17 protein-coding genes and 1 pseudogene are annotated in these 20,581 nt (G+C 67.0%); 5 read left to right on the top strand and 13 right to left on the bottom strand.

Going from position 1 to position 20,581, the window contains the following annotated elements:
* Nucleotides 1-42: 42 nt before the first annotated feature.
* Entirely contained in the window at nucleotides 43-1,830 is a 1,788-nt protein-coding gene (locus tag IEZ11_RS48060) for an ABC transporter ATP-binding protein (protein ID WP_189269432.1), read from the bottom strand.
* Between the two features lie 569 nt (nucleotides 1,831-2,399).
* Between IEZ11_RS48060 and IEZ11_RS48055 the strand changes: the two genes are divergently transcribed.
* Nucleotides 2,400-3,179: a cupin-like domain-containing protein gene (locus tag IEZ11_RS48055; protein ID WP_189269431.1), complete on the top strand. Its 780-nt coding sequence runs from the start codon at nucleotides 2,400-2,402 to the stop codon at nucleotides 3,177-3,179.
* Between the two features lie 52 nt (nucleotides 3,180-3,231).
* The gene (locus IEZ11_RS48050) at nucleotides 3,232-4,716 is read left to right on the top strand and encodes a tryptophan 7-halogenase (protein WP_189269430.1); all 1,485 of its coding nucleotides are present in this window, start codon (nucleotides 3,232-3,234) and stop codon (nucleotides 4,714-4,716) included.
* A gap of 964 nt (nucleotides 4,717-5,680) precedes the next feature.
* On the opposite strand, the gene IEZ11_RS48045 is transcribed toward IEZ11_RS48050, so the two are convergent.
* The 5 genes from IEZ11_RS48045 to IEZ11_RS48025 form a co-directional block, all read right to left on the bottom strand.
* The gene (locus tag IEZ11_RS48045) at nucleotides 5,681-6,325 is read right to left on the bottom strand and encodes a TetR/AcrR family transcriptional regulator (RefSeq protein WP_229713896.1); all 645 of its coding nucleotides are present in this window, start codon (nucleotides 6,323-6,325) and stop codon (nucleotides 5,681-5,683) included.
* Between the two features lie 691 nt (nucleotides 6,326-7,016).
* A complete protein-coding gene (locus IEZ11_RS48040) occupies nucleotides 7,017-7,577 on the bottom strand; it encodes a sigma-70 family RNA polymerase sigma factor (RefSeq protein ID WP_189269429.1) in 561 nt (186 codons plus the stop codon).
* 381 nt (nucleotides 7,578-7,958) lie between these two features.
* Entirely contained in the window at nucleotides 7,959-8,873 is a 915-nt protein-coding gene (locus IEZ11_RS48035) for a sulfotransferase domain-containing protein (RefSeq protein ID WP_189269428.1), read from the bottom strand.
* A 433-nt stretch (nucleotides 8,874-9,306) separates the two neighbouring features.
* A complete protein-coding gene (locus tag IEZ11_RS48030; RefSeq protein WP_189269427.1) occupies nucleotides 9,307-9,702 on the bottom strand; it encodes a nuclear transport factor 2 family protein in 396 nt (131 codons plus the stop codon).
* A 315-nt stretch (nucleotides 9,703-10,017) separates the two neighbouring features.
* On the bottom strand, nucleotides 10,018-11,757 hold the full coding sequence (locus IEZ11_RS48025; RefSeq protein ID WP_189269447.1) for an IS1182 family transposase: 1,740 nt from the start codon (nucleotides 11,755-11,757) through the stop codon (nucleotides 10,018-10,020).
* A 704-nt stretch (nucleotides 11,758-12,461) separates the two neighbouring features.
* Here IEZ11_RS48025 and IEZ11_RS48020 point away from each other — a divergent pair.
* A complete protein-coding gene (locus IEZ11_RS48020; RefSeq protein ID WP_189269426.1) occupies nucleotides 12,462-12,761 on the top strand; it encodes a hypothetical protein in 300 nt (99 codons plus the stop codon).
* A gap of 37 nt (nucleotides 12,762-12,798) precedes the next feature.
* Here IEZ11_RS48020 and IEZ11_RS48015 read toward each other — a convergent pair whose 3' ends face one another.
* The 4 genes from IEZ11_RS48015 to IEZ11_RS48000 all read right to left on the bottom strand — a co-directional run bounded on the left by IEZ11_RS48015 (nucleotide 12,799) and on the right by IEZ11_RS48000 (nucleotide 14,675).
* Nucleotides 12,799-13,170 carry a fic family toxin-antitoxin system, toxin component gene (locus tag IEZ11_RS48015; RefSeq protein ID WP_189269425.1) on the bottom strand — a complete coding sequence of 124 codons (372 nt, stop codon included), beginning with the start codon at nucleotides 13,168-13,170 and terminating at the stop codon, nucleotides 12,799-12,801.
* Nucleotides 13,167-13,424 carry a type II toxin-antitoxin system CcdA family antitoxin gene (locus tag IEZ11_RS48010; RefSeq protein ID WP_189269424.1) on the bottom strand — a complete coding sequence of 86 codons (258 nt, stop codon included), beginning with the start codon at nucleotides 13,422-13,424 and terminating at the stop codon, nucleotides 13,167-13,169. Before IEZ11_RS48010 ends, IEZ11_RS48015 begins: the two co-directional genes overlap by 4 nt.
* 176 nt (nucleotides 13,425-13,600) lie before the next feature.
* Nucleotides 13,601-13,792, bottom strand: coding sequence for a hypothetical protein (locus IEZ11_RS48005; RefSeq protein WP_189269423.1), 192 nt, complete (start codon nucleotides 13,790-13,792; stop codon nucleotides 13,601-13,603).
* A gap of 49 nt (nucleotides 13,793-13,841) precedes the next feature.
* Nucleotides 13,842-14,675 carry an arylamine N-acetyltransferase family protein gene (locus tag IEZ11_RS48000; protein ID WP_189269422.1) on the bottom strand — a complete coding sequence of 278 codons (834 nt, stop codon included), beginning with the start codon at nucleotides 14,673-14,675 and terminating at the stop codon, nucleotides 13,842-13,844.
* A 271-nt stretch (nucleotides 14,676-14,946) separates the two neighbouring features.
* On the opposite strand from IEZ11_RS48000, the pseudogene IEZ11_RS47995 reads away from it, so the two are divergent.
* A pseudogene (locus tag IEZ11_RS47995) lies at nucleotides 14,947-15,204 on the top strand (IS110 family transposase); the annotation flags it as partial.
* 101 nt (nucleotides 15,205-15,305) lie between these two features.
* Here IEZ11_RS47995 and IEZ11_RS47990 read toward each other — a convergent pair.
* The 3 genes from IEZ11_RS47990 to IEZ11_RS47980 form a co-directional block, all read right to left on the bottom strand.
* The gene (locus IEZ11_RS47990) at nucleotides 15,306-16,229 is read right to left on the bottom strand and encodes a diiron oxygenase (RefSeq protein WP_229713895.1); all 924 of its coding nucleotides are present in this window, start codon (nucleotides 16,227-16,229) and stop codon (nucleotides 15,306-15,308) included.
* A complete protein-coding gene (gene pabB / locus IEZ11_RS47985) occupies nucleotides 16,226-18,340 on the bottom strand; it encodes an aminodeoxychorismate synthase component I (protein ID WP_189269421.1) in 2,115 nt (704 codons plus the stop codon). Before pabB ends, IEZ11_RS47990 begins: the two co-directional genes overlap by 4 nt.
* Nucleotides 18,341-18,401: 61 nt before the next feature.
* The gene (locus IEZ11_RS47980) at nucleotides 18,402-19,223 is read right to left on the bottom strand and encodes a 4-hydroxybenzoate octaprenyltransferase (RefSeq protein WP_229713893.1); all 822 of its coding nucleotides are present in this window, start codon (nucleotides 19,221-19,223) and stop codon (nucleotides 18,402-18,404) included.
* A 503-nt stretch (nucleotides 19,224-19,726) separates the two neighbouring features.
* On the opposite strand from IEZ11_RS47980, the gene IEZ11_RS47975 reads away from it, so the two are divergent.
* A complete protein-coding gene (locus IEZ11_RS47975) occupies nucleotides 19,727-20,521 on the top strand; it encodes an integrase core domain-containing protein (protein WP_189269420.1) in 795 nt (264 codons plus the stop codon).
* Nucleotides 20,522-20,581: the final 60 nt, after the last annotated feature.

Raw genomic sequence — 20,581 nt, 5'->3', positions numbered from 1 at the left:
CACGCTGGGACGGCCGTCGTCGTACCGTGCACGGGTGCCCGCTCATGTGGCCTCCGCCGACCGGGCCGACTCGTCCGACCGCCCATCGGCGGGGTGTTCCCCGGAAGCCCGGCCCGGCTGCTGGGACCGGACGATCTGCTGGTAGACCGAGTTGTTCGCCAGCAGTTCCCGGTGGGTACCGCAACCGGCCACGCGCCCCTCGTCGAGCACGACAACGCGGTCCGCGGTTCCGATGGTGCTGACACGCTGGGTGGCGACAATCACGGTCGCCTCGGCGGTCTCGTCCGCCAGCGCCCTGAGCAGTGCCGCACAGGTGGCTGAGTCCAAGGCGGAGAAGCAGTCGTCGAAGAGGTAGATCCGAGGCCGGTGCACCAGGACGCGAGCGATGGCGAGCCGCTGGCGCTGTCCGCCGGAGAGATTCGCGCCTCCTCGCGAGACGGGCGCATGCAGGCCAAGCGGGTGACTCGCCACGAATTCACAGGCCTGAGCGATGCCCAGCGCACGCCAGAGCTCGTCGTCGGACGCGTCCGGCGCGGCCTGTCTGAGGTTGCTCGCGATCGTTCCCGTGAACAGGTGAACCCGCTGCGGCACCATGCCCACGGAGGCGCTCAGCCGCGCCGGATCGAGCCGGCGGACATCCACACCGTCCAGCATGACCGATCCTGCTGTGACGTCCATCAACCGCGGTATCAGGCTCAGCACGGTCGTCTTTCCGCATCCCATGGTGCCGATCAGTGCCGTGGTACTGCCCGGCCCCGCGTGCAGTGTGACGTCCCGGAGCGCCCCGCGCTCGGCTCCCGGGTAGGTGAAGCCGGCCTCGCGGATGTGTACGACGCCGCGCTCACGCCGCGGCACAAGCGGAGCTGCCGGCGGGGACAGACTCGGCCGGGTGCCGAGGACTTCGGCTATGCGCTCCGCACTGACCCGGGCTCTCGGCACGGCGACGAAAACGTTCCCCGCAGCCGTGACGGCCAGCAGGATCTGCACCAGATACGCCAGGAACGCGGTGAGCACGCCCACCTGGAGACGGCCCTCGTCGGCACGGTGCCCCCCGAGCCATACGACGGCCAGCGAGGACATATCGATGACGAGCATGCTGAGCGGCATCATCAACGAACTGAGCCGGCCGACACCGAGCGCTGCGTCCAGGACGTCGCGGTTCACCCCGTCGAAGCGTGCGCGCTCGTGGTCGTCCCGGCCGAAAGCCCTGATCACCCGGACGCCCGTGATCTGTTCACGCAGCAGGTGGTTGACGCGGTCGATCAGTGCCTGAACGCGAGCGGACGCCCCCCGCATCCGAACGTTCAGGACGGCAGCGAGGATGCCCAGCAGCGGTGCGACCACCAGGAGCAAGGAGGAGAGCGGTGGATCCTGGCTGACCGCCAGAACCACACCGGTGACTATCGTGACAGGTGCCGTCACCAGGGCGCCGGCGGCTGCCGTCACCAGCACCAGCACGTGCTGGACGTCGTTGGTGGTCCGGGTGATCAGCGTCGAGACGCCGAACGTGCTCATCTCCCGGGCGGCGAAACGCTGTACGTGGCGGAAGATCGCGGCTCGCAGGTCCCGCCCCACGCACGCGGCGGTCCTTGCCACGAGGTAGCCGGCGCCCGTCGTCGCCGCCGCCTGCACCACGGTCACCAGGAGCATGACCGCGCCGATCGACAGCATGTGACCGAAGTCGCCCGCGGCCAGGCCGTCGTCGATGATGCTCGCATTCAGCGTGGGAATGAGCAGCGCGGCAGCCACCTGGACGACCTGCAGCGCGAGGGCAGCGGAGAACGGCCGGGAATAAGGCGCCAGCGTGTCTCTCAGGAGTCGGATCAGCACGGCGTTCCGCCATTGGCGGGAGGAGGCACGGCCGTCACCAGGGCGACGTGCCGTGAAGGTCGTCCCACAGCGGTAGCGGCAGCGGCCGGCCGGACCCTGGTTGACTCCGCTGCCGGCCGGGTACCTGCGCCGCGACCTGTCGCGTCGGACAGCGGTATCCCGAGTGATCCCAGTCGCACGCGCACGGACCGGTCACCCGGCGGCGTGCGAAGATCCAGCGCTTGCATAGCAGAGGCCCTAACCGGCCGGTGCCAGCCGCCTTTTGCCCCTGCGCTGCGGATCCGACGTGCCGGCCTCGTCCGGTGGTTTCCCGACAGCGGTCGAAATGCCCGGCGAGGCTACGGGCCATGACGAGGGCTCCCCATCCGAGAAGTCCGCAGTTACGGGCGGCCTCCGCAGGCGCAGGCGTTTTCCCCGATGTCGTAGGGCGCGCGGTGGCTCGCGGCCAGAGCCGCGCAGCCCGGGGCCGGTACGGGCAACGCGTAACAACGGTTTCCACGGATTCCGCCGGTGCGGTCTGGCCTGCTCAACTTACGGTGCCGTGTAAATGCGCACGGAGGGAGGCACCAGTGGATGATTATTCGGACGGCGAGGAGGCTGGGGGCGGGGTCGATAAGGCAGTCCGGGCGGAACTGGATGTCCAGCGATTCGATCGCGATTATTTCCTTCCCAACAAGCCGGTGCACATCACTGATCTGGCGTTTGAATGGCCCGCTCTGAAGAAATGGTCGCCGGAATATTTCGCCTCGGAATTTCGGTATAAGTTGACCTCCGTCAACTTCAATGAGCAGGGTGTTTTCGATGCGAATGAAACGGCTATCACCGGGCCCGTGACCAGGATGCGGCTGCCGTTCTCCGAAGCTGTGAGCAGGATCACTGCCCGGCGCGGCGGGCGCTACTACATGCAGCAGTCCGAGCTGTCTGGCTTCGGCGGGCTGGCCGCGGATGTACGGCTGCCGTATCTGCTGGACGAGCCGAAAGAACTGGTGGCCACCAATCTCTGGTTCGGCGGCAAGGGATGCAAGTCTCCTCTGCATTATGACCTGGGGGACAATTTCCTCGTTCAGGTATTCGGCGGGAAGCGGATTCTGCTCATTTCTCCCGACAGTTCGACATCCGTCTATCCCGCGATCGGCCAGAACCTTCCGCATTGCAGTCTGGTCAACGTTTTCGATCCGGATTTCCGGATGTACCCAGAATATGAGCGGGCGCACCGGCGGGCGACTCCGGTTGAGCTGGGGCCGGGGGAGGGCCTGTTCATCCCCCACCGGTGGTGGCACGCCGTGGAGTCGACCGAGGTGTCCGCGTCAGTGAACTTCTGGTGGACAGGATCCACCCTCCCCACGTGAGTATGCGACGCGGCTCGCGCACGAGCCGATCTCATCCTTCAAGGAGCCAGTAATGAGCACAGTGGCAGAGGAGACCTTCGACGTCGTCGTGGTCGGTGCCGGCCCCGGTGGATCGACTGCTGCGGCTCTCGTCGCGAAGCAGGGACACCGGGTCCTGCTTCTGGAGAAGGAAGTGTTCCCCCGTTACCAGATCGGTGAGTCGCTGCTGCCTGCCACGGTGCACGGTATCTGCGGATTGCTCGGCGTGACGGAGGAGGTGGAGCGGGCTGGGTTCACCCCCAAAATGGGGGGCACGTTCCGCTGGGGGACTGATCCGGACCCCTGGTCGTTCTTCTTCTCCGCCTCACCGCATCTTGCCGGTCCTACATCGTCCGCCTTTCAGGTTGAGCGCATGAAGTTCGACCACATTCTGCTCAAGAACGCCGCCCGGCTGGGAGTCGAAGTGAGGGAGGGCTGCACGGTTGGCAATGTGATCGAAGAGGGCGGACGTGTCACAGGTGTCCGCTACACGGACTCATTTGGCCAAGAGCACGGCGTGCGGGCCGAGTATGTGGTGGATGCCTCCGGCAACAAGAGCCGTATCCATACCGGCTGCGGCTCCGAGCGCGTGTACTCCGACTTCTTCCGCAACGTCGCCATCTTCGGCTATTTCAACGGTGGCAAGCGACTTCCGTCCTCACCTGGGAACATCTTCTGTGAAGCCTTCGAGCACGGCTGGGTCTGGTACATCCCCCTGTCCGCCTCCCTGACCAGCGTCGGTGTCGTGGTCAACCAGGAGTCGGCGTCCGCCGTCCAAGGAGACCGGGAACAGGCTCTGCTGAGCCTGCTCGACCAGGCGCCGGGGGTCCGGGACCTGCTGGCCGAGGCGGAACGGGTCACCGAAGGGGTGTACGGTCGCATTCGGGTCCGCAAGGACTACTCCTACCTCAACACCCGTTTCTGGGGTGATGGAATGGTTCTCGTGGGAGACGCCGCCTGTTTCGTCGACCCGGTGTTCTCGTCCGGTGTCCACCTCGCCACCTACAGCGCTCTGCTGGCCGCCCGTTCGATCAATACGGTGCTGGCGGGTGACATCGACGAGGAGCGCTGCTTCACCGAGTTCGAGTCACGGTATCGCCGGGAGTACGGCCTGTTCTACGAGTTCCTGATGGCGTTCTACAACCTGCACGTCGACGAGCGCTCGTACTACTGGAAGGCGAAGCAGGTCACCCAGGCCACCGACTCCGAACTGGAGGCGTTCGTGCATCTGGTCGGCGGGGTGGCGTCCCTGGACCGGGCATACGGTGACCGGCAGTCCATGCGCAGGCAGATCACCGGAACGGCTCGCGAGCTGGAGAAACTGGTGGAGACCAACCACGGCCAGTCCGCCGAGGACGAGAACCTGCCGCTGTTCCAGTCGCCGTTCATGGGTAAAGTGATGGAACAGCAGGTACAGGTGCAGGCTGCGGCCCTGATGGGCGGCGACGAGGACGAGGAGCCGTTGTTCCCCAACGGGCTGATCGCCTCCATGGACGGGCTGCGCTGGGCCCACCCGTAGCGGTACGGGCGGTGTCGAACCTGTGCCGCGCCCTGATCCGGTCCGGGTCTCGCCGGCCGTTCCTTTGTCCGTTCGTGTGATCACGCGTCGCGCAAGGGGTGGCGTCCCGCCAGGTGGTGTAGCGGATCAAGGCGCCGGAATCCGCAGGTCATCGCCGCATCGATGCGGCTTGGGGGCCGCACATGGCACTGACGGCAGGTCAGATGCTGCTCGACCCGGGCGCTGTTTCCCATGGGGTGGCCGACGCGCGGTTTACCGGAACGCATCGAGCAAGGTCGCTTACACCACGAAGCTGGACACGACCGCACAAGGTTCTTAAGCAGGTGAGTCGGCCGGTGTGGAGACGAGTGGGCGTTGGCTCCGCGGGAGGGGTGTCAGCTCGGGGCTGCGGAGCGGCGGCCATGGTCAGGGCCGAGGATCAGTGGGAGCGCCGCCGGGCCACGAAGAGCGGAGTGCTGCCATGGGATGTCCGCCATCGGGCAGGCGAGCCGCATTCCGGGGAAACGCTCCAAAGGACGGAAATGACCATCCGCAGTTCAAGTCCGGCAAGCGGCGCGCCGAGACGGCAGTGAATTCCGTGACCGAACGCCATGTGTGCGTTTTCGGTTCGCTCGACGTCGAGTTTCGCGGGCTCCCGAAAACGCTCCTACTACGAGAGCATCCCGCGCCCGGAGGACGTGTCCACCGCTGATGAGGTCGAGGAAGCGGTCATCGCCCGCATCCTGAGCTTCTTGCGGGTCGCGCCCCGCCCCTCCCGCCTGACCGGCCATGGCCGGCAGCCGGAGGTCACCACTCTCGCCGCGGAGATCGCCGCGCAAGGCCGCGAGGTCCCCGGCTGTTCAGGCCCGGCCGCCTCCACGAGGTCAGCCTCTGGCTGGCTCACGGCCTCCTGTTCTGACTTCCGGCCTGTTGTGACGGCCGGTCCAGGCCGCCGCACGGAGATCTCCACCGAACCCGGGGCGGTTCAGTCAAGGTCAGTAACGGTGGGCGCCCCGCGGAACGCACCGGCCACCACGGCCACCAGCTGGCGTTCAATCTGCTCGGCGGGCATGAGGGCCAACTCGGCGCCGATGGGCGCCAGCACGAGCCAGTTCAACAAGCCTGCCGCGCATCGTGTACGGAAGATCAATTCTTGGTCGTCCACCCCGGTAAGGTGCGGTGTCAGCCGTTGAAGGACCTGCGAGCGGATCTGATCGAATTTGTCGGCCAGCCGCTCCCATCCCTGGGGCGGATCGATGCCGACACGCGCCACAGTCCGCATCACGGCCAGGTCTTGTCCCCTCGCAGCCAACGCGTCCATCATCGGCCCGGCAAAGGCTGCCGCGATCTCCTGGAGTGTCGAATCGGGACCGAGGGAACTGAGCGCCTGGATCTGAGAGTCCAGATACCGTTCCAACGCGTGCTCGATGGCCTCGTCACACAGCGCCTTCAGCGACCCGAAGTGATAGCTCACCGCAGCGACGTTCGCTCCGGCAAGGTCTGTGATCTCGCGGAGCGTTAGACCCCCCTGTCCTCGTTGCGCAAGCAACTCCAGGGCGGCCATCTGCAGGGCGTCCCGCGTACGCTGACCGGCCTCTCTGCGCAGATCCATCTTGTTCGACCCTGTCACGACATTAATTCAAGCGGTTGTTTGAGTTCATTGTCAAGCGGCGCCTCCCGGACGGTGTCCGCGTTCGCAGTCGACGGCGTTCTTGAAACCGCACACGCTGGGTTGCCGGAAGGTCTGCCGGTGGGCGTACTCGCCTTCAGTGCGCTGTCGAACGCCTCGCTCAGGCCCATGGACCGCAGCGCCCGGCTTGCGGCAGACCTGCATGGCCTTCCGGGAGTGGTATCCGCTGCGCCTGTCGGCATCCGACAGGCGCAGCGCATCGATGCCGTTGCCCGGTACGGCTTGCCCTGGCCGGCGCTTGCACCGCCCCGCATCCGGGGAGGCTTCCTCGCCTCGCGGTCACCTCGCCGAGTTCCGGCGCAAGGCCGTCAAGCGTGCGCTGGCTTGGTTCTGTATACGCCAATCGTCGACTCCATCGGGGCGTTGCCCAAGACGTCGCGGACCGAGTCGACGGAGGCGACGACACCGACTGCGTTCTGATGCCCGGCCCGGGTGATGGTGGAGCGGTCCATGCCGAGCCGGTAAGCGCCAGCAGCCCGTCGACGAATTGCCAGAGGTGAGTCTGGCCTGATGGCATCCCCGCCATCACCGGCAAAGTCTGCGAGGGCCTGGCCGAATGGCGGGGCCGTCCCTCGATGCCGTCTATCCGATGGTATTCATCGACGCCATCCATCTGAGGCTTTTGCCGTGGTCAAGAAGCGTATGTGTCAACGACACTCGATCTCACCGCGCGCTGCGAGTGCAACTTGCGCAGGCCACGCAGTGCGTAGTGGTGACGTGACTTCACGGTGCCCGAGGGTACGCCCAGGATGCGCGACACCTCGTTGACGGTGCGCCCATAGATGTACAGGAGCACGAGCGCTTCGCGATGCTCCCGGGACAGTCCGTGCAGGAGGGAAACGACCTCCAGGGAAGTCCCGATCGCCTCGGTCTCGTCCGCCAGCGCCGTGTCCGGGCTTTCGGAGGTCAGGACCTCGCGCCGGGCGGGAGCGCTGCGCATCCGGTCGATGGCCAAGTTCCGGGTCACTTTGAGCAACCATCCGCGTACGGATCCCTCTTCGTTGCGAAGGCGATCCATGTAACGCCACGCCTTGACGAACGCTTCCTGGACGACGTCCTCCGCGAGGTGATGGTCCGTCAGCATGTGGCGGGCGTAGGCAAGGAGCGCAGCCCTGTGCTGCTCCACCAGGTCATCCACGCTGGCCAATGCTGAAGAGGGCGCTCTTTTGTCGGTAGCCGTAAGCAGCGTCATGGTGTGAGGGTCCTGCTTCTGTGCTGTACCGGCGGTCCGTCCGTCAGGGCGGGGCTGACTGGCCTCGAAACCATCCGGCTCTCGGTCAAGGAGCGCCGAGCGTCGCAGGGGCCAGTGCCGAAAGAGTGACGACATGGAAGCACTACGGTTCGTCGCTTTTCTGATCACGCAGCGTCAACCGTGGTGGCGTCGTCATCCTGAGGGCGTCGTCGGCTCTGTGCATCTCACGCCGGTTGGGGCGGAGCAGCGTTCCTCACCGTCGACCAGCGCGAGGGGCTGGGGCACTTCGCGACGTCGGCCGCGGCAGCGATGATCTTGAGTGGGACACTGCCGGTCCGGCAGGCAACGGCTGCTGGGCGCGTACAACATCGCACCCCGCTTCTACCGGTGCAGCCACGCAAGGAAGTCTGGCGGCGCCATCCGTTCAACTCTTGCCAGGTAGGCAGCATGGCCTTCTGCTGACAGTACGTCCCACCCGGTACCCGACTGTCCCCGATGAAAGAAGGCTTCGGGACTTTTGAGAACATGCGTGGGCGCGACGCGTGCGGCCTGACTCTTCATCTCTTCGAATGTCGCGGCCTTCACCAACGTCGTCCACACGGCGGGTTCCACCGTGATGTCCAGCCAGGCGGCCAGGCGGGCCATCTCTGCGGAGAGATCGTTTCTCAGGTCGTCGAAGTGGGTCAGCCAGATATACGGCTGCGCTCGCTGGGTCCAGGCTTGATGCAGGTGGTGGATGGTCTCTACGAGATCGTCAGGAACAGAGCCCATGTCCCCGACGTGGCTGGGAGCACACCAATTCTCCAGCCATTCGCGGATCGGTGGCAGCGGCGGCGGTTCGGCGAGCCGTCCGCGGCGCTTACCACCGATGCGATGAGCCTCGTCGATGAATTCAGACAGCCGACGGTAGTCGATGTTCGCAAGTTGGTTGTACAAAGAGGCGGCCCTGTCGACGGGGTGCCGACCGATCACTATGTACTTGGCTCTCGGATCGATCGGCAGGCCGTCCAACGGCGTGTGCGTCTTGATGACGCGCCGATGATCCTGCTCCGCCAGCCGTGCGTACAGCTCCTCCTGCGGAGTCTCCAGATAATCCAGCCATGGTGACATCACCGCCAATGCCTGAGGGGGAACAGGCGTCTGGAAGATCAGGAGCGCACATATCATCTGCACCCAGGTCGTTCCTGTCTTGGGTGGCGTGCTGATGATGATGTCGCCTTCACGCAGAGGGAAGTCGATCCAGCGACCGCTGTCGAACTCGAGGGTGGCGTACCGTCGTGACGGTTGACTGATCATGAGGGTGACAGTTCCCGGAGTCGTGAGGCCCGCCGCCGATGCTGAGGGGCGGACACGCGGAGTCGAGCCGCGATCCGTGGCTGGAGCCATCGGATGGATCTCCGCTACGAGAAGGATGCACAAGCCGATTCTCTTCGGTCCGCTTCTCGTCGACGGCCGCCAACCCGATGGCCAAGCCAGCGTGCCGCACCCACCGTCGGGCGACAACCTTAGAAGCCGCAGTTACGCCGCGCCGTCCAGCCTCGGCAGCGAGGTCCTTCTGGACGACGTCGCGGCCTTCGAACCTGGGAGACGAGTGCGTGGCGCACACTGCGCCGGTGGGAGACCACCCGAAGGAGAACGTACTCGGCTTCGCGCGGGCCCACAGGGCCGGCGGTCACTTCGTGGCGGACACCTCCGGGTGCGGCGGTAGCCCACCGGGATCGTGTCCCGTTCACGACCCTTGACCAGCTGCCCCACATGGCGGGACACCATCCCCGCCGGGCGGGGGAGCGTAGTAGTAGCGGCGGCAGTCACGGACCAGCACATGTTTGGACAGTGTGAACACATCTGCGAAGTCCACACCGTGCGGCGCCCACCTCCTTGCCCCCGGTGCCTGGTGCACCACCCTGCCGAGCACCACCACCCGCCCCTCGTCGGCGACGACGGTGTCTAACTCGTGCCGCCTGAGCAGCGTCGCCTGCGCCGCGTGAGCGCTCAGCACGGCATCGCGGCCTCGATGCGGCGGAGCGCCCGGGTGGTTCAGCGCCATGTCCTGCTCCGTCAGCGAGGCATACCCGTCGATGTCCCCGATGTCCAAATAGTGATAGGTGAGCATCACATGCTTCACACCGGCTGTCGTACCCTTCGAACCCGCATAGGACATAGGGAAGTTGCCTCTGCTCATGACTGGATGACCGACCTTTCGCTCTCGGTGGACGGGTGCGGCTGCGCTGGCGGCCCTCACCGGGCAATCGTCCGGCGGCCCGCTAACCCGCCGCTATCACCCCGGTATCGCGCCTACGTGACCCTGCGGCCCGGGGCAGTGGTTCGTCGTCGGAGATCCAGCGGGCGTGCGCGCCGCCGCTCGACGGCTCGGGCTCTGTCCCTGCGATCCCGGATCGCGCTTTGAAAAGCACGAGGACTCTGCTGCGCAATTCCTGGGTCAGGCCGTGAGCTGGTAGGCGAGGTGTTCCAGGCGGCTGCTGCGGGTGTGGTGCCGGTCATGTCCGGTCCAGTACGCGTCGAGTCGGATCACGTTCAGTGCGGTGGCGGAGAAGGCGTGCTGGAGGCGGACTTTCGGCAGTCCGCGGTAGCGGGCCCGGCGTATGCCGGTGATGTCCAGGGCCTGGTTGATGGTGCCCTCCACTCCCGCGCGCAGGGCGTACTTGGCTTTCCAGGTCTCGGTCTTCTGCTCGGCGCGGGCCCGGACGAGGGCCTCGTGCGGTTCCCTGGGCCGCAGCGTGAGCATGCGCCGGCCCAGCGCGGAAGTGGTGCATTGCTCCTGGAAGGGACAGGGGCGGCAGGTGAGGATGCTGAAGGTGATGACGATCGCGTCCGCGCCGTGCTGTTTCACCGGGTTCCAGTGCGCGCTGCTCTTGCCGGCGGGACAGCGGACCTGGCGCGCCTTCCAGTTGATGGTGAAGGCGTTCTTGTCGAAGCCGGTGTGGGCCTTGGCCTGGGCGGAGTGGTCCAGCAGGACGGGGGTGACCATACGGGTGCCCTGCTTCAGCGCGGCGGTGATGAGATCGGCGGAGGGGTAGCCGGAGTCGAGGTAGTGCTCGCCGGGTGTCACCCCGTGCTCGGCCAGACGCTGTTGGACAGGCGCGGTTGCCTTCACGTCGGGCACGGTGGCGTCGGTGGTGAACACGTCCGTGATCAGGTTCGGTGCCGCCGGGCCCCCGGCTTCGGCTTCGGCTTCGGCTTCGGCTTCGGCTTCGGCTTCGGCTGGAGTGTCGCAGGTCTCGGTGAGGTGGACCTTGTAGCCCATCCAGAACAGGTCTTCGCCCTTGGCCGCCCAGCGGGCATCGGGGTCGTAGGGCGAGGCGAGGCGGAGTTGGCCGGGCGGGACGCCCTCGTCGTCGGCGTCCCGCTTCTTGATCACCTCCCGTCCCCGGGTGTCGGTGTGCAGGTAGTAGGTCTGCACGAGGATCTGCCGCAGCAGAGCCACCGCCTCGATCTCGCGGATCCAGACCGGGGTTCCGGCAGCCCAGGCAGCCCGGCACAGGGCCAGGGCATCCTGGCCGAAGACCTGCGCGAGCCGGCCGCGTTTCGTCTGCGAGGACGGCATGCGCCAGCCGTCCACCCTCGGCCCGTAACGGTGGGCGAACTCGGCCACATCGACCTGTCCGGCCAGCCAGGCCGGTGCCGCCACCGCGAGGGCCTCCAGCGCTGCCCGCACGCTCTCCCCGGCGAGCTCCAGACGGTTCAAGTCCCGCACCGCGCTGATCACATGGGTGGAATCGGTGCGCTGCTTGCCCCCGGCAGCCACCAGGCCCTCGTCCTTGCAGTGTTGAAGGAGCCGGTCGAAGACCACCCGTTCCATGCCGTGCCCGGCCAGCCGGGTGCGGAACCGGCTCAGCACGCTCGCGTCGAAGCCCGTGTCCGTCAGCTCGGCCCCGAGTGCGTACTTCCAGTCGATCGCCCGCACCGCCATCGCCGCGGCCTGCCGATCGGTCAGGTCCTCGGCGAACTGCAACACGGTGACCAGCGACAACACCCCCGGTGACAGTCCCGGGGCACCGCGCACCCCGAACGCGTCAGCGAACGGCTCGTCCTCGAAGACCTCCGCGAGCCGGTCCCGCACCCGCATCGCCAGGCTGCCCTGCGGGAACGCCGCCCGGGCCACCGCCGCGGTCTGCGCCGGAACCTCCGGCAGCCCCTCCGGCCGCATCGACAACCGCATCACCCCCACGGCCGCACGACAGGACAACGACCGCACAGACGATCATCCCGCGCCCACCGTCACCCCGCACGGAATTGCGCAGCAGAGTCCACCGCCACTTCAAAGCGCTGACGTTCAGACCGTGGCCGCGGGGACCGGGAAGTCATCGACACACCCGGCCTAACGCCGCCACCCCGGCCCGGGACACCCCCGGGCCGGTCACACCATACGAATCAGCGACCCGCGAAGTACGGGCCTAGGAAACGAGACCGCCCGGAAGCCGGGTTCACACCACACACCTATGAGCGCGTACATGGCCGGAAGTCGGCTGAGGTGTCTCCTGTCCGGCTGTGCCGGACGACGCCCGCCGCCGCTTCAGCGGAAGCCCTGACCGGAGACGCCCACGATGCTCCGCACATGGCTGTGGGACGCCGGTGCGCCGGCCCTGAATGCTCTTGAGCCACTGGGTGTATGCGCCATCGGCGTCCAGGATCCGTTCCCGGATCCTGTCGCACAGCATCCTGCCGTTCCTCTACGACACGGCGACGCCGGGTGCCGCGATGGGCGTCACCCCCGGCCGACCCCGCCCAGGGACCCAAGGGACCGGGACAGCCGAATCCCGTACGGCCGCGCGCCATATCGCAGCCCGATAGGTGGGGTCATGGCATCCAGGAGGCGCATCTGGTAGGGCTTGGTCAGGTTGGTATCGGTTCTGGCATGCTGCGGTGACAGGTGGGGCAGGCGCCGGTCCAGACCGCTGGTCGCACGCCTACGCCCGGGCCTTCCACCACGCCGTCCGCGGCGCCGCCGGCGACCTGACCGACACCATCGGCTGGCTGCGCGAGGCGACCGTGAACGGCGACTACCCCTCCTACGCGCCCATCGTGGCCGCCATGGGTGACTGGCCTCGGTCCGACGGGCCCGCCATCCACTGGCTCGATGACGAACAGATCGTCCTCGCCCGCCGACGCGCCCTGGTCACAGGCCACCGAGAACTCCTTGGCAACAGCCCGTCATTGACATGAAACGCCCTGGACTGCGAAACCCGGCCGGGACAGCGGATCAGGGCTTCCAAGTGCGCAAAAGGGCGGCGATCTGCTCGGCGGTACAGCGTGGGCTGTTCAGCTCGCGGGCCAGGGCCGAGAGCTGTTCGCGGGTGGGGTCGACCGGGATGTTCGACGCCTCGAGGTACATGACGGCCACGGCGCAGGCGACGGTGAGGTTGGAGCGCTCCAGCCAGCGGCAGCGTCCCAGCGTGTGGACCAGGGCTGCGGCGCGTGCGTAGGGGCCGTCGTAGACGGGGCGGTCGAAGAACTCGCCGCGGTGACGGGCGACGGCTGCGAGCGGAACGCCGTAGTCGTCCACGCTCGGATCGCGATGACCGGCCCGTTCGGCGACTTCCAGGATCCAGGACTCGTCGACGTGCACGATCACGCCGCAGCTCCCGGATGTACGTCGTCGGCTGGCTCGTCGAACTGGCGCTCCAGGTCGTCAAGGAAGCCGCCGTGCTGGTCGATGAAGCGCTGCGCGGCCTCCATGCCGGCGGCCCGTGCACCGCTCGTGTCTTCCACGATCAGCCGCTCGACATACTTGTTGAAGTCGAGTCCGCGGGCTTTCGCGGCGTCCTTGCCGTTGGCGAGCACGTCGGGTGACAGGCGGAGCTGGGTCTGCTTCCGGTCAGAGGCCATACCGCATGGTAGCAGGGTAGTAGCAGGCGGGAGGGTTCGTGACCGATCACGGATGCCCCGGTAGCCATCCCGACCTGGGACCAGGGGGCCGGCCGTGCCCTGGGGAGGCGGGCCGAGAAGCCCGCCGATCGTGAAGGGAACTCGGCGGCGTCGGAGCGTCTGCAGGGGCGAGGTGATCAGGACGACGGGACCGATGTCCGCTCGCTGTGTTCGGTAGTGCGGCGGAGAAGGTCACGGACCGCGGCGGAGCCCAGCGCCGCGGTGGTCACCCCGTCGTCGGCGTAGCGCCGGGTGACGATGCCCGTGCGTTCCACGATCCACTCGGGCGATGCACCGCACCGGGCGCCGATCTCCCGGTTGTCGGCCACGCGTGGAGGAGGTGACGGCCCGTTGCGATGATTCCTGCGGGCATGCCTGTCATCCGCTCCCGGCGGCGAAGCGGTCCAAGAGAGCCTTGGCGTCGGTGTCGTCGAGTTCGATACCGAAGAGGTCACCAGCCGCGGCGACGATCTCGGGTCCGGACAGTGCGCTGCTTTCGTGGGCCCCGTCGGCGCGGAAGCGGGTCAGGGTGGCGTCGACGAGCAGGCATCGCCGGTCGGCGGCAGCCGTCTGCAGGATGAGCTGGGAGTTGAAGGGCGAGCGGGGGTGGGTCTGGTAGTACCAGCTGATGACTTTGAAGTCGTTGGGATATCGCGGACCGAGCGTGAAGGAGAACAGGGGGGCGTCACCGGTGGGATGCACAGAGCGGACGCGGTGTTCACCGGTCGGCGCAGTGTCCAGCCGGAATGTCCAGTCGTCCTGCCGGTAGCTTCCGTCCCTCACCGGTACGGGTTCGATCAGGCCCTGGGCGCCGAAGCCGACGTCGACCAGCCACACCGAGCCGTCGTCGAGTCGCACCGACAGCAGGCTATGCACCGATGGGGCGTTGTGCTGCCCGCGGGTCAGCGGCCTGGCGGTAAGGCCCGTGACCTGGTAGCCGAGCCGCGTCAGGGCGGCGGCCATGAGTACGGCGTGCTCCGAGCACCAGCCACCGCGCCGCCGGGTCACCAGCTTCTCCTGCACCTCGGCCAGTTCCAGGCTCACCTGCCGGCCGAGAAGTGCTTCGAGGTTCTCGAAGGGAATGGCCGTCACGTGGGCCCGGTGCAGAACGCGCAGGGTTTCCAGGGTGGGGTCGAGCGTTCCGGTGCAGCCGATCCTGGCGAGGTAGCCGTCGAGATCGAATTCTTCCGGGGTCCAAGGGGATCTGCTCACCATGTGCTTCCTAATCAGTTCTGGGAGTCGGCCATCCGGCAGACTCCTGGTGGTAGCCGGCGGCAGATGAGCACTCGGTGTTCCCGGACTTCTTGAGTCCTGCTGAAAGACCGTGCCTCTGCCGTTCGGCCCGGAGAGTTGATCGCTGCTGGGATGTCGTGCCCGCCGCCGATGGCCGGCGTGAGCACTGCTTGATTAGGTCGCAGATGGTTCTCCGGCAGGCTGCTGAAGGTGATCGGCATCGAGAGCGGGAGGACCGTTGCGACTGTTCGTGGGCGATGACTGGGCGGAGGATCATCACGATGTCGAGGTGATGGACGCGGCGGGACGTCGGCTGGCCAAGGCCCGGCTGCCCGAGGGAGTGGCCGGCATGACCCGGCTGCACGCGCTCATCGGCGAGGCGGCAGGGGACGAGGCCGACGAGGCCGAGGTCGTGGTGGGGATCGAGACCGACCGGGGCCCGTGGGTACGCGCCCTGGTCACCGCCGGTTACACGGTGCTGGCCGTCAACCCGCTGCAGGCCGCCCGGTTCCGCGACCGGCTCGGGGTCTTTCAGTTCGAGTGCGAGGCTGGGCGGCACGAAAGACGGATGGGAGCCACGCTTCGGGTCGTACCGACCGGACCCGCGGCTCACGCGCCCAAGGCCGCGGGCTCGACGCCCAGGTCGGCCAGGAGCTTGCGCAGCGGTGTCGTGTCTCGCTTCGGTGCGGGGCAACAATCTCGGAGCTCCCGCAGTTGCTCCTCGTCGACGGTGAGGCCGCCGAGGCTTGCAACCGCTGTCCAGGGGGCGTGATCGGGAGCACCGAACGCCTCCAGGCCACGCGTCAGCGCATGGAGAAACAACTCACGCTCGGGGGACGACAATTCACCGAAGAAACGTGTGGCCAGCACTCTGAATACGACGGCGTGCCCGCTCTCGTCCTTACGGTGCAGATCCACCGTGAGGCGGTTCATCGGCTGGATCTCATGGGAGTCCGCGAGGGTGGACAGGAAGCTGTTGATGGTGGTCTCGGCGGCGAGCGCGAAGGCCACACGGACGATGTCGCGGCCAGGACCGCTCACTGCCGCGACGCACTCGCCGAGCGCGCGCACCACGGACCATTGCGTGGACGGGAATGCGAGTCGGGGCAGCCCTCGCCGCCGCCTGGTCACACCTGCCGCGTTGTGGCACATGAGAATGTGGTAATGCTCGTCGATGATGGTCTGGTGCAGCACGGCGACGGCTGATTCGGAGGGAGGCAGCGGGAAGTCAGGTCCGAGCATCAGCCTGCACGCCGGCAGAATGATCTCTTCCTCGATCGCCTGGGTCTTGGCGTTGTAGGAGATCCAGGCGCCAGCCAGAATGCGGTGTTCCGCCTCCGGATCGAGGCCGCGCGCCGCGGGCAGCGCGAGAACGGGCACGAGGTGACGCGCGAAATCGGGCTTCGACTCGTCGAAATGCCCGTCGAGATCGAGTTCGTCGCGTTTGACGGCGACCCGTTTCCCCCAGCGGCGGGTCAGCTGCACCAGCGCGTCCCGCTCCAGGGCCGTGGAGCCGTTCGAGTGCATCCTCATGAGCCGGCCCCCGCAGGAGCCGACACCAGTTCCGGTACCCTGCCCGGACGCAGTGCCCGCAGCACCGCATCCGCTTTCAGCACGATCTCGTCGAATTCCGCCTCTGGGTCCGAGTCGAGCACGATGGCCCCGCCGCAGCCTATGGTCAACTCCTCGTCTGAGCGGACCGCCGTCCTGATGACCATGCTCAGATCGGCCCCGCCGGCCAGACCGAAGTAGCCGAGAGCGCCCGAGTAGACGCCACGCGCCTCCGTTTCGAGACGGTCGATGATCTGCATGGCACGGTGTTTTGGCGCTCCTGTCATGGAGCCTCCCGGGAAACACCGGCGTACGCATTCGATAGGTGTGATGCCGGGCATCAGCCTGCCGCGGACCGTGGAGACCAGTTGATGGACGGTCGCATAGGACTCCACAGCCATGAAATCGGTGACATCGACCGTGCCGACATCGCACACCTGACCCAGGTCATTGCGCACGAGATCCACGATCATGAGATTCTCGGCACGCGTCTTCGCGTCGTCGGCCAGGCGAGCGGCGCGCTCCGCGTCCTGCTCGAAGTCGGCGCCGCGCGCGACGGTTCCTTTGATCGGCTTGGTCTCGGCTATTCCTTCGTGGATTTTCAGGAAGCGCTCGGGGGACGAGCTGAAAACCGTCAGTTCGGGAAAACGCAGCAGCGCGCTGTACGGTGCGGGATTCCGGTGCCGTAGCATTCGGTAAAATTCGCCGTCGCTCCACTCGGCTCGCAGCCGGAGTTTGTTGGTCAGGCAGATCTCGTAGCTCTCTCCCTGTCGCAGCTGTTCCAGACAGTGCGCGATGTCAGCGAGGTAGCGTGCGCGGTCGCGTACGAAGGACGGTTCGACGCCCGTCAAGCGGTCCGCGAGTGGGGTGATCCCCGGCGATCGGCTGACCGGGAGAGTACGGATCTCGGCCGTGGTCGCGTCGACCCACGTCTGAGCTGCGGAACATTCGCCAACCGCCTGGCCGTGTACGGCCACCACATAGGTGCTGCCTTCCTCGTGGTCGACCACGATCAGTCGGTCCGCGAACATCCAGCACGCGTCGGGCGCATCGGACCGGTGACGACGATCACCTCCGGTCTGCTCCTTCATCTCGTAGCCGAAATACCCGACGTATCCGCCGACGAAGTCGAAGGGGAATCCGGGATTCGTGACCGTCCGCTCCGCGAGCTGGCGCTCCAGCAGAGCGAAGATGCTTCCCCGTTCGGTCCGGACGCCGCTCGCGGTACGAATCTCGGTGGTGTCCGTCTCCAGCCGGTACGTCAGCACTTCGCTCAGTGGCCCGCTGACGTCTCCCAGGAACGAGAACCTCGACGGATTGTCTGTCGTTCTGCCGCCGTCCAGCCAGAAGGAGGACGACGAGGACTCGAAGAACGTCCGGTAGAGCGTCTCCGTGTCGATGGCCGCGGGAATCGCCCGACTGGTGACGACGAGGGCCGGTCCGCCCGGGGTCTTCGGCGTATGTGTGGTGGCGAGCGGTGTGCGCACCCGGCCGGTTCCGGTGCCTTGTGTGGTCCGTCGCTGTGTCAGCCTGCGGAAATTCTCCAGCAGCGCATGCCCGTGCTCTGTGGATATGGACTCCGGGTGGAACTGCACACCCCAGCGCGGAAGAAGCCGGTGCCGCAGCGCCATCACGACGCCGTCCTCGGACCAGGCCGTGGCCTCCAGCGTCTCGGGGAACGGTTCCTCGACGCGCAGCGAGTGATAACGCACCGCGCTGAAATCCTGGGGTATTCCGTCGAACAGCTCCGGATCGGCGTGCCTGATCCGGCTGACATGGCCGTGTCTGGGTCGGGGGGCCAGGGAGACGGTCGCACCCGCGAGATGGGCGACGGCCTGATGTCCCAGGCATACCCCGAGGACCGGCAGCGCGGTCCGACCCAGGATCTGCGCGGAATATCCCAGGTCCTGCTCGACCTGCGGCCGACCGGGGCCGGGTGAGAGCACGATGTTGTCGAAGGCGTCCAGGTCCGCCGTCGCGAGTTGCGGATCGTCGTGGCGGATGACGACGGGTTTCCGCCCGTTCACCGCGGCGATGAACTGGTAGAGGTTGAACGTGTAGGAATCACGGTGATCGATGAGTAACGTCTGCATGCCCTGCCTCGCGGATGAATGGAACGTTCCGGCCGAGCCTTCGTCGGATTTCGCCGGGCCGTCAGATCAACTTTCCCGCGAGGAACGAGCCCAGGACAATCCAGCCGAAGTGCCGGTTCCCGACGAAAGCGCGCAGATATCCGTCTGCTGTGTCCTCTCTGATAACGGCTATCTGCCAGGCGAAATTCAGCGCGCCTATCAGAAGAATCGGGTAGCACACCGGCCCCGCGTGAGTCAGATACGCCGTCCAGACCAGGAGCGCCAGCGTCGCGCCGTAGAAAAGCCCCAGCCACCAAGGGGTGGCCGCCTTGAATCTCAGCGCCGCGGACTTGACACCGATCCTGCGGTCGTCCTCCTTGTCCTGATGGGAATAGACCGTGTCGTGTCCCACAGTCCAGAAGAATCCAGCCGCATAAAGCGCCCAGGCGGCCGGCGCGAAGGAACCGGTCACCGCGACCCAGCCCGCCGGCGCCAGAGCGCTGAATGCCAGACCGAGCGGCACCTGCGGCCAATAGGTGACGCGCTTCATGAAGGGGTAGGAGACGATCAGGAGGAATGAGGCCGCTATGACCTCAGCGGCCGTCCGGTCGACCCAGGCCAGGATCAGCAGCGCCGCCAGAGTCTGCGCGGCGGCGAACACCGTCGCCTGCCGCACGGTGACCAGCCCCGCCGGGATCGGCCGGTCGGCCGTGCGGCGCACCTGCGCGTCTATCTCCCGGTCGACGATGTCGTTGATGGTGCATCCAGCTCCCCGGATCAGCACCGCGGCCAGTCCGAACGCGACGACGATCCGCCACCGGATGTCGTCGCCCTCGGCCAGGACGACGGCCCACAGTCCGGGGAAGAGGTAGAGCCAGGTGCCGATGGGCGCGTGCAGCCTCATCAACCGGAGGCAGCCGCGTGCGGAACGCGGTGCATGAGCCACGACAAGGGACATGAGCGTCCCGGACTTCAGCCACACGGGTCCGCCCGTCGCCCCGCTCACGGCCGGACCCGAGAACGCGGCTTCGGCAGGCCACCGTTACAGCGTGTCGTGCTCACACCGTCGTGGGTGACGAGACGCCGGGGCCGCCGAGTTCGCGCCGAAGTCCACCGCCGCTCCTCACTTCGCTCTATGGTCACGTAAAGGGAACGTAGCTCCGTGACAAGAAGGTTCACCTGCGACCTTCGCCGGCACCGATCCGATCGCCCCGGCACGGCGAGTCTTCGTCCGCCGCACAGCGGACACCCTGGGTAGAGCGGTGGACCGGTGTGCGGTCCCGGCCGACCTCAGCGGACGAACGAACGCGACGGTTCTCATGAACAAGCCGGTGAGCCCGATCCCCAAGGACGGTCCGCTGTATCCGGACCACAACGCCCCCCGGTCGCCCCCGGGTGACGGCGGCGATGCTCCCGTTCCTCGCGGGCGGTTTCGGCGGTCTCTCCGGCGCGCACGCGTACCGCGCGGCGCCCCGTGCGGCGCCGGCGCGGGCGCGGCGGCAGGTGGCCGCGCTGATCGGGGCGGGCCCGGAGGAGATCGTGCTCACCGGTTCCGGCTCGGAGGCGAACAACCCGGCGCTGCGATCCGCGACCGCTGTGCAGAATGCACCCTCCGCCTGCCGGTCCCTGGGGATCGTGCAGTCGATGGGGCGGGGCGGGTGCGCACTGGACAATGCCGCCGCGGAGTCGTTCAACAGCACGCTCAGGGTCGAGTTCGCCCACCGGCAGCACTTCGCCATCCGTGCGGTGGCCCGCATCAAGATCTCGACCTGGATCGCGGGCTTCTACAACACCAGCAGGAGACGCAGTGCCGACGACGGGCTCGCCCCGATCCCGTTCGAACGGCAACATGGCGGAAGCACACAGAACGTCAAGGGCCCGGCTCCGGGCCGAAGTGGCATGACAACGTCTCCACGCTTCGAGGGGATTGACAGCAGCGCCAGCGGATTCAAGTATGCCGACTACGCGGTGCTGGTCGAGGCGTCCGAAGCTGTCCACCGTGCTCTTCGCGTATCTGGAAATCTACCGCCCCAGATCTGCGCGAGCCGCCCGACGCCTATGCACACCGGAATGTCGGCCGCGCAGCTTTCACGATGCACGGGCTCAGAGACGCGCCCGGCGTGCTCGGCATCGGCCGGGACTGCTCCACCCGCGTCGGCTGGCTTGAGCCACTCGTCTGCCGCTGCGCGGCTGACTCACTGAGCTTCTTCAGCGTTGCCGCTCCAGGGTGAGGATGGCCTTGGCGATTGACGTCATCCGGTT

The organism is Streptomyces fuscichromogenes (assembly GCF_014645815.1).
Lineage (GTDB): Bacteria > Actinomycetota > Actinomycetes > Streptomycetales > Streptomycetaceae > Streptomyces > Streptomyces fuscichromogenes.
The sequence above is the reverse complement of the archived record's forward strand: the minus strand, read 5'-3'. Positions and strand labels throughout refer to the sequence as shown.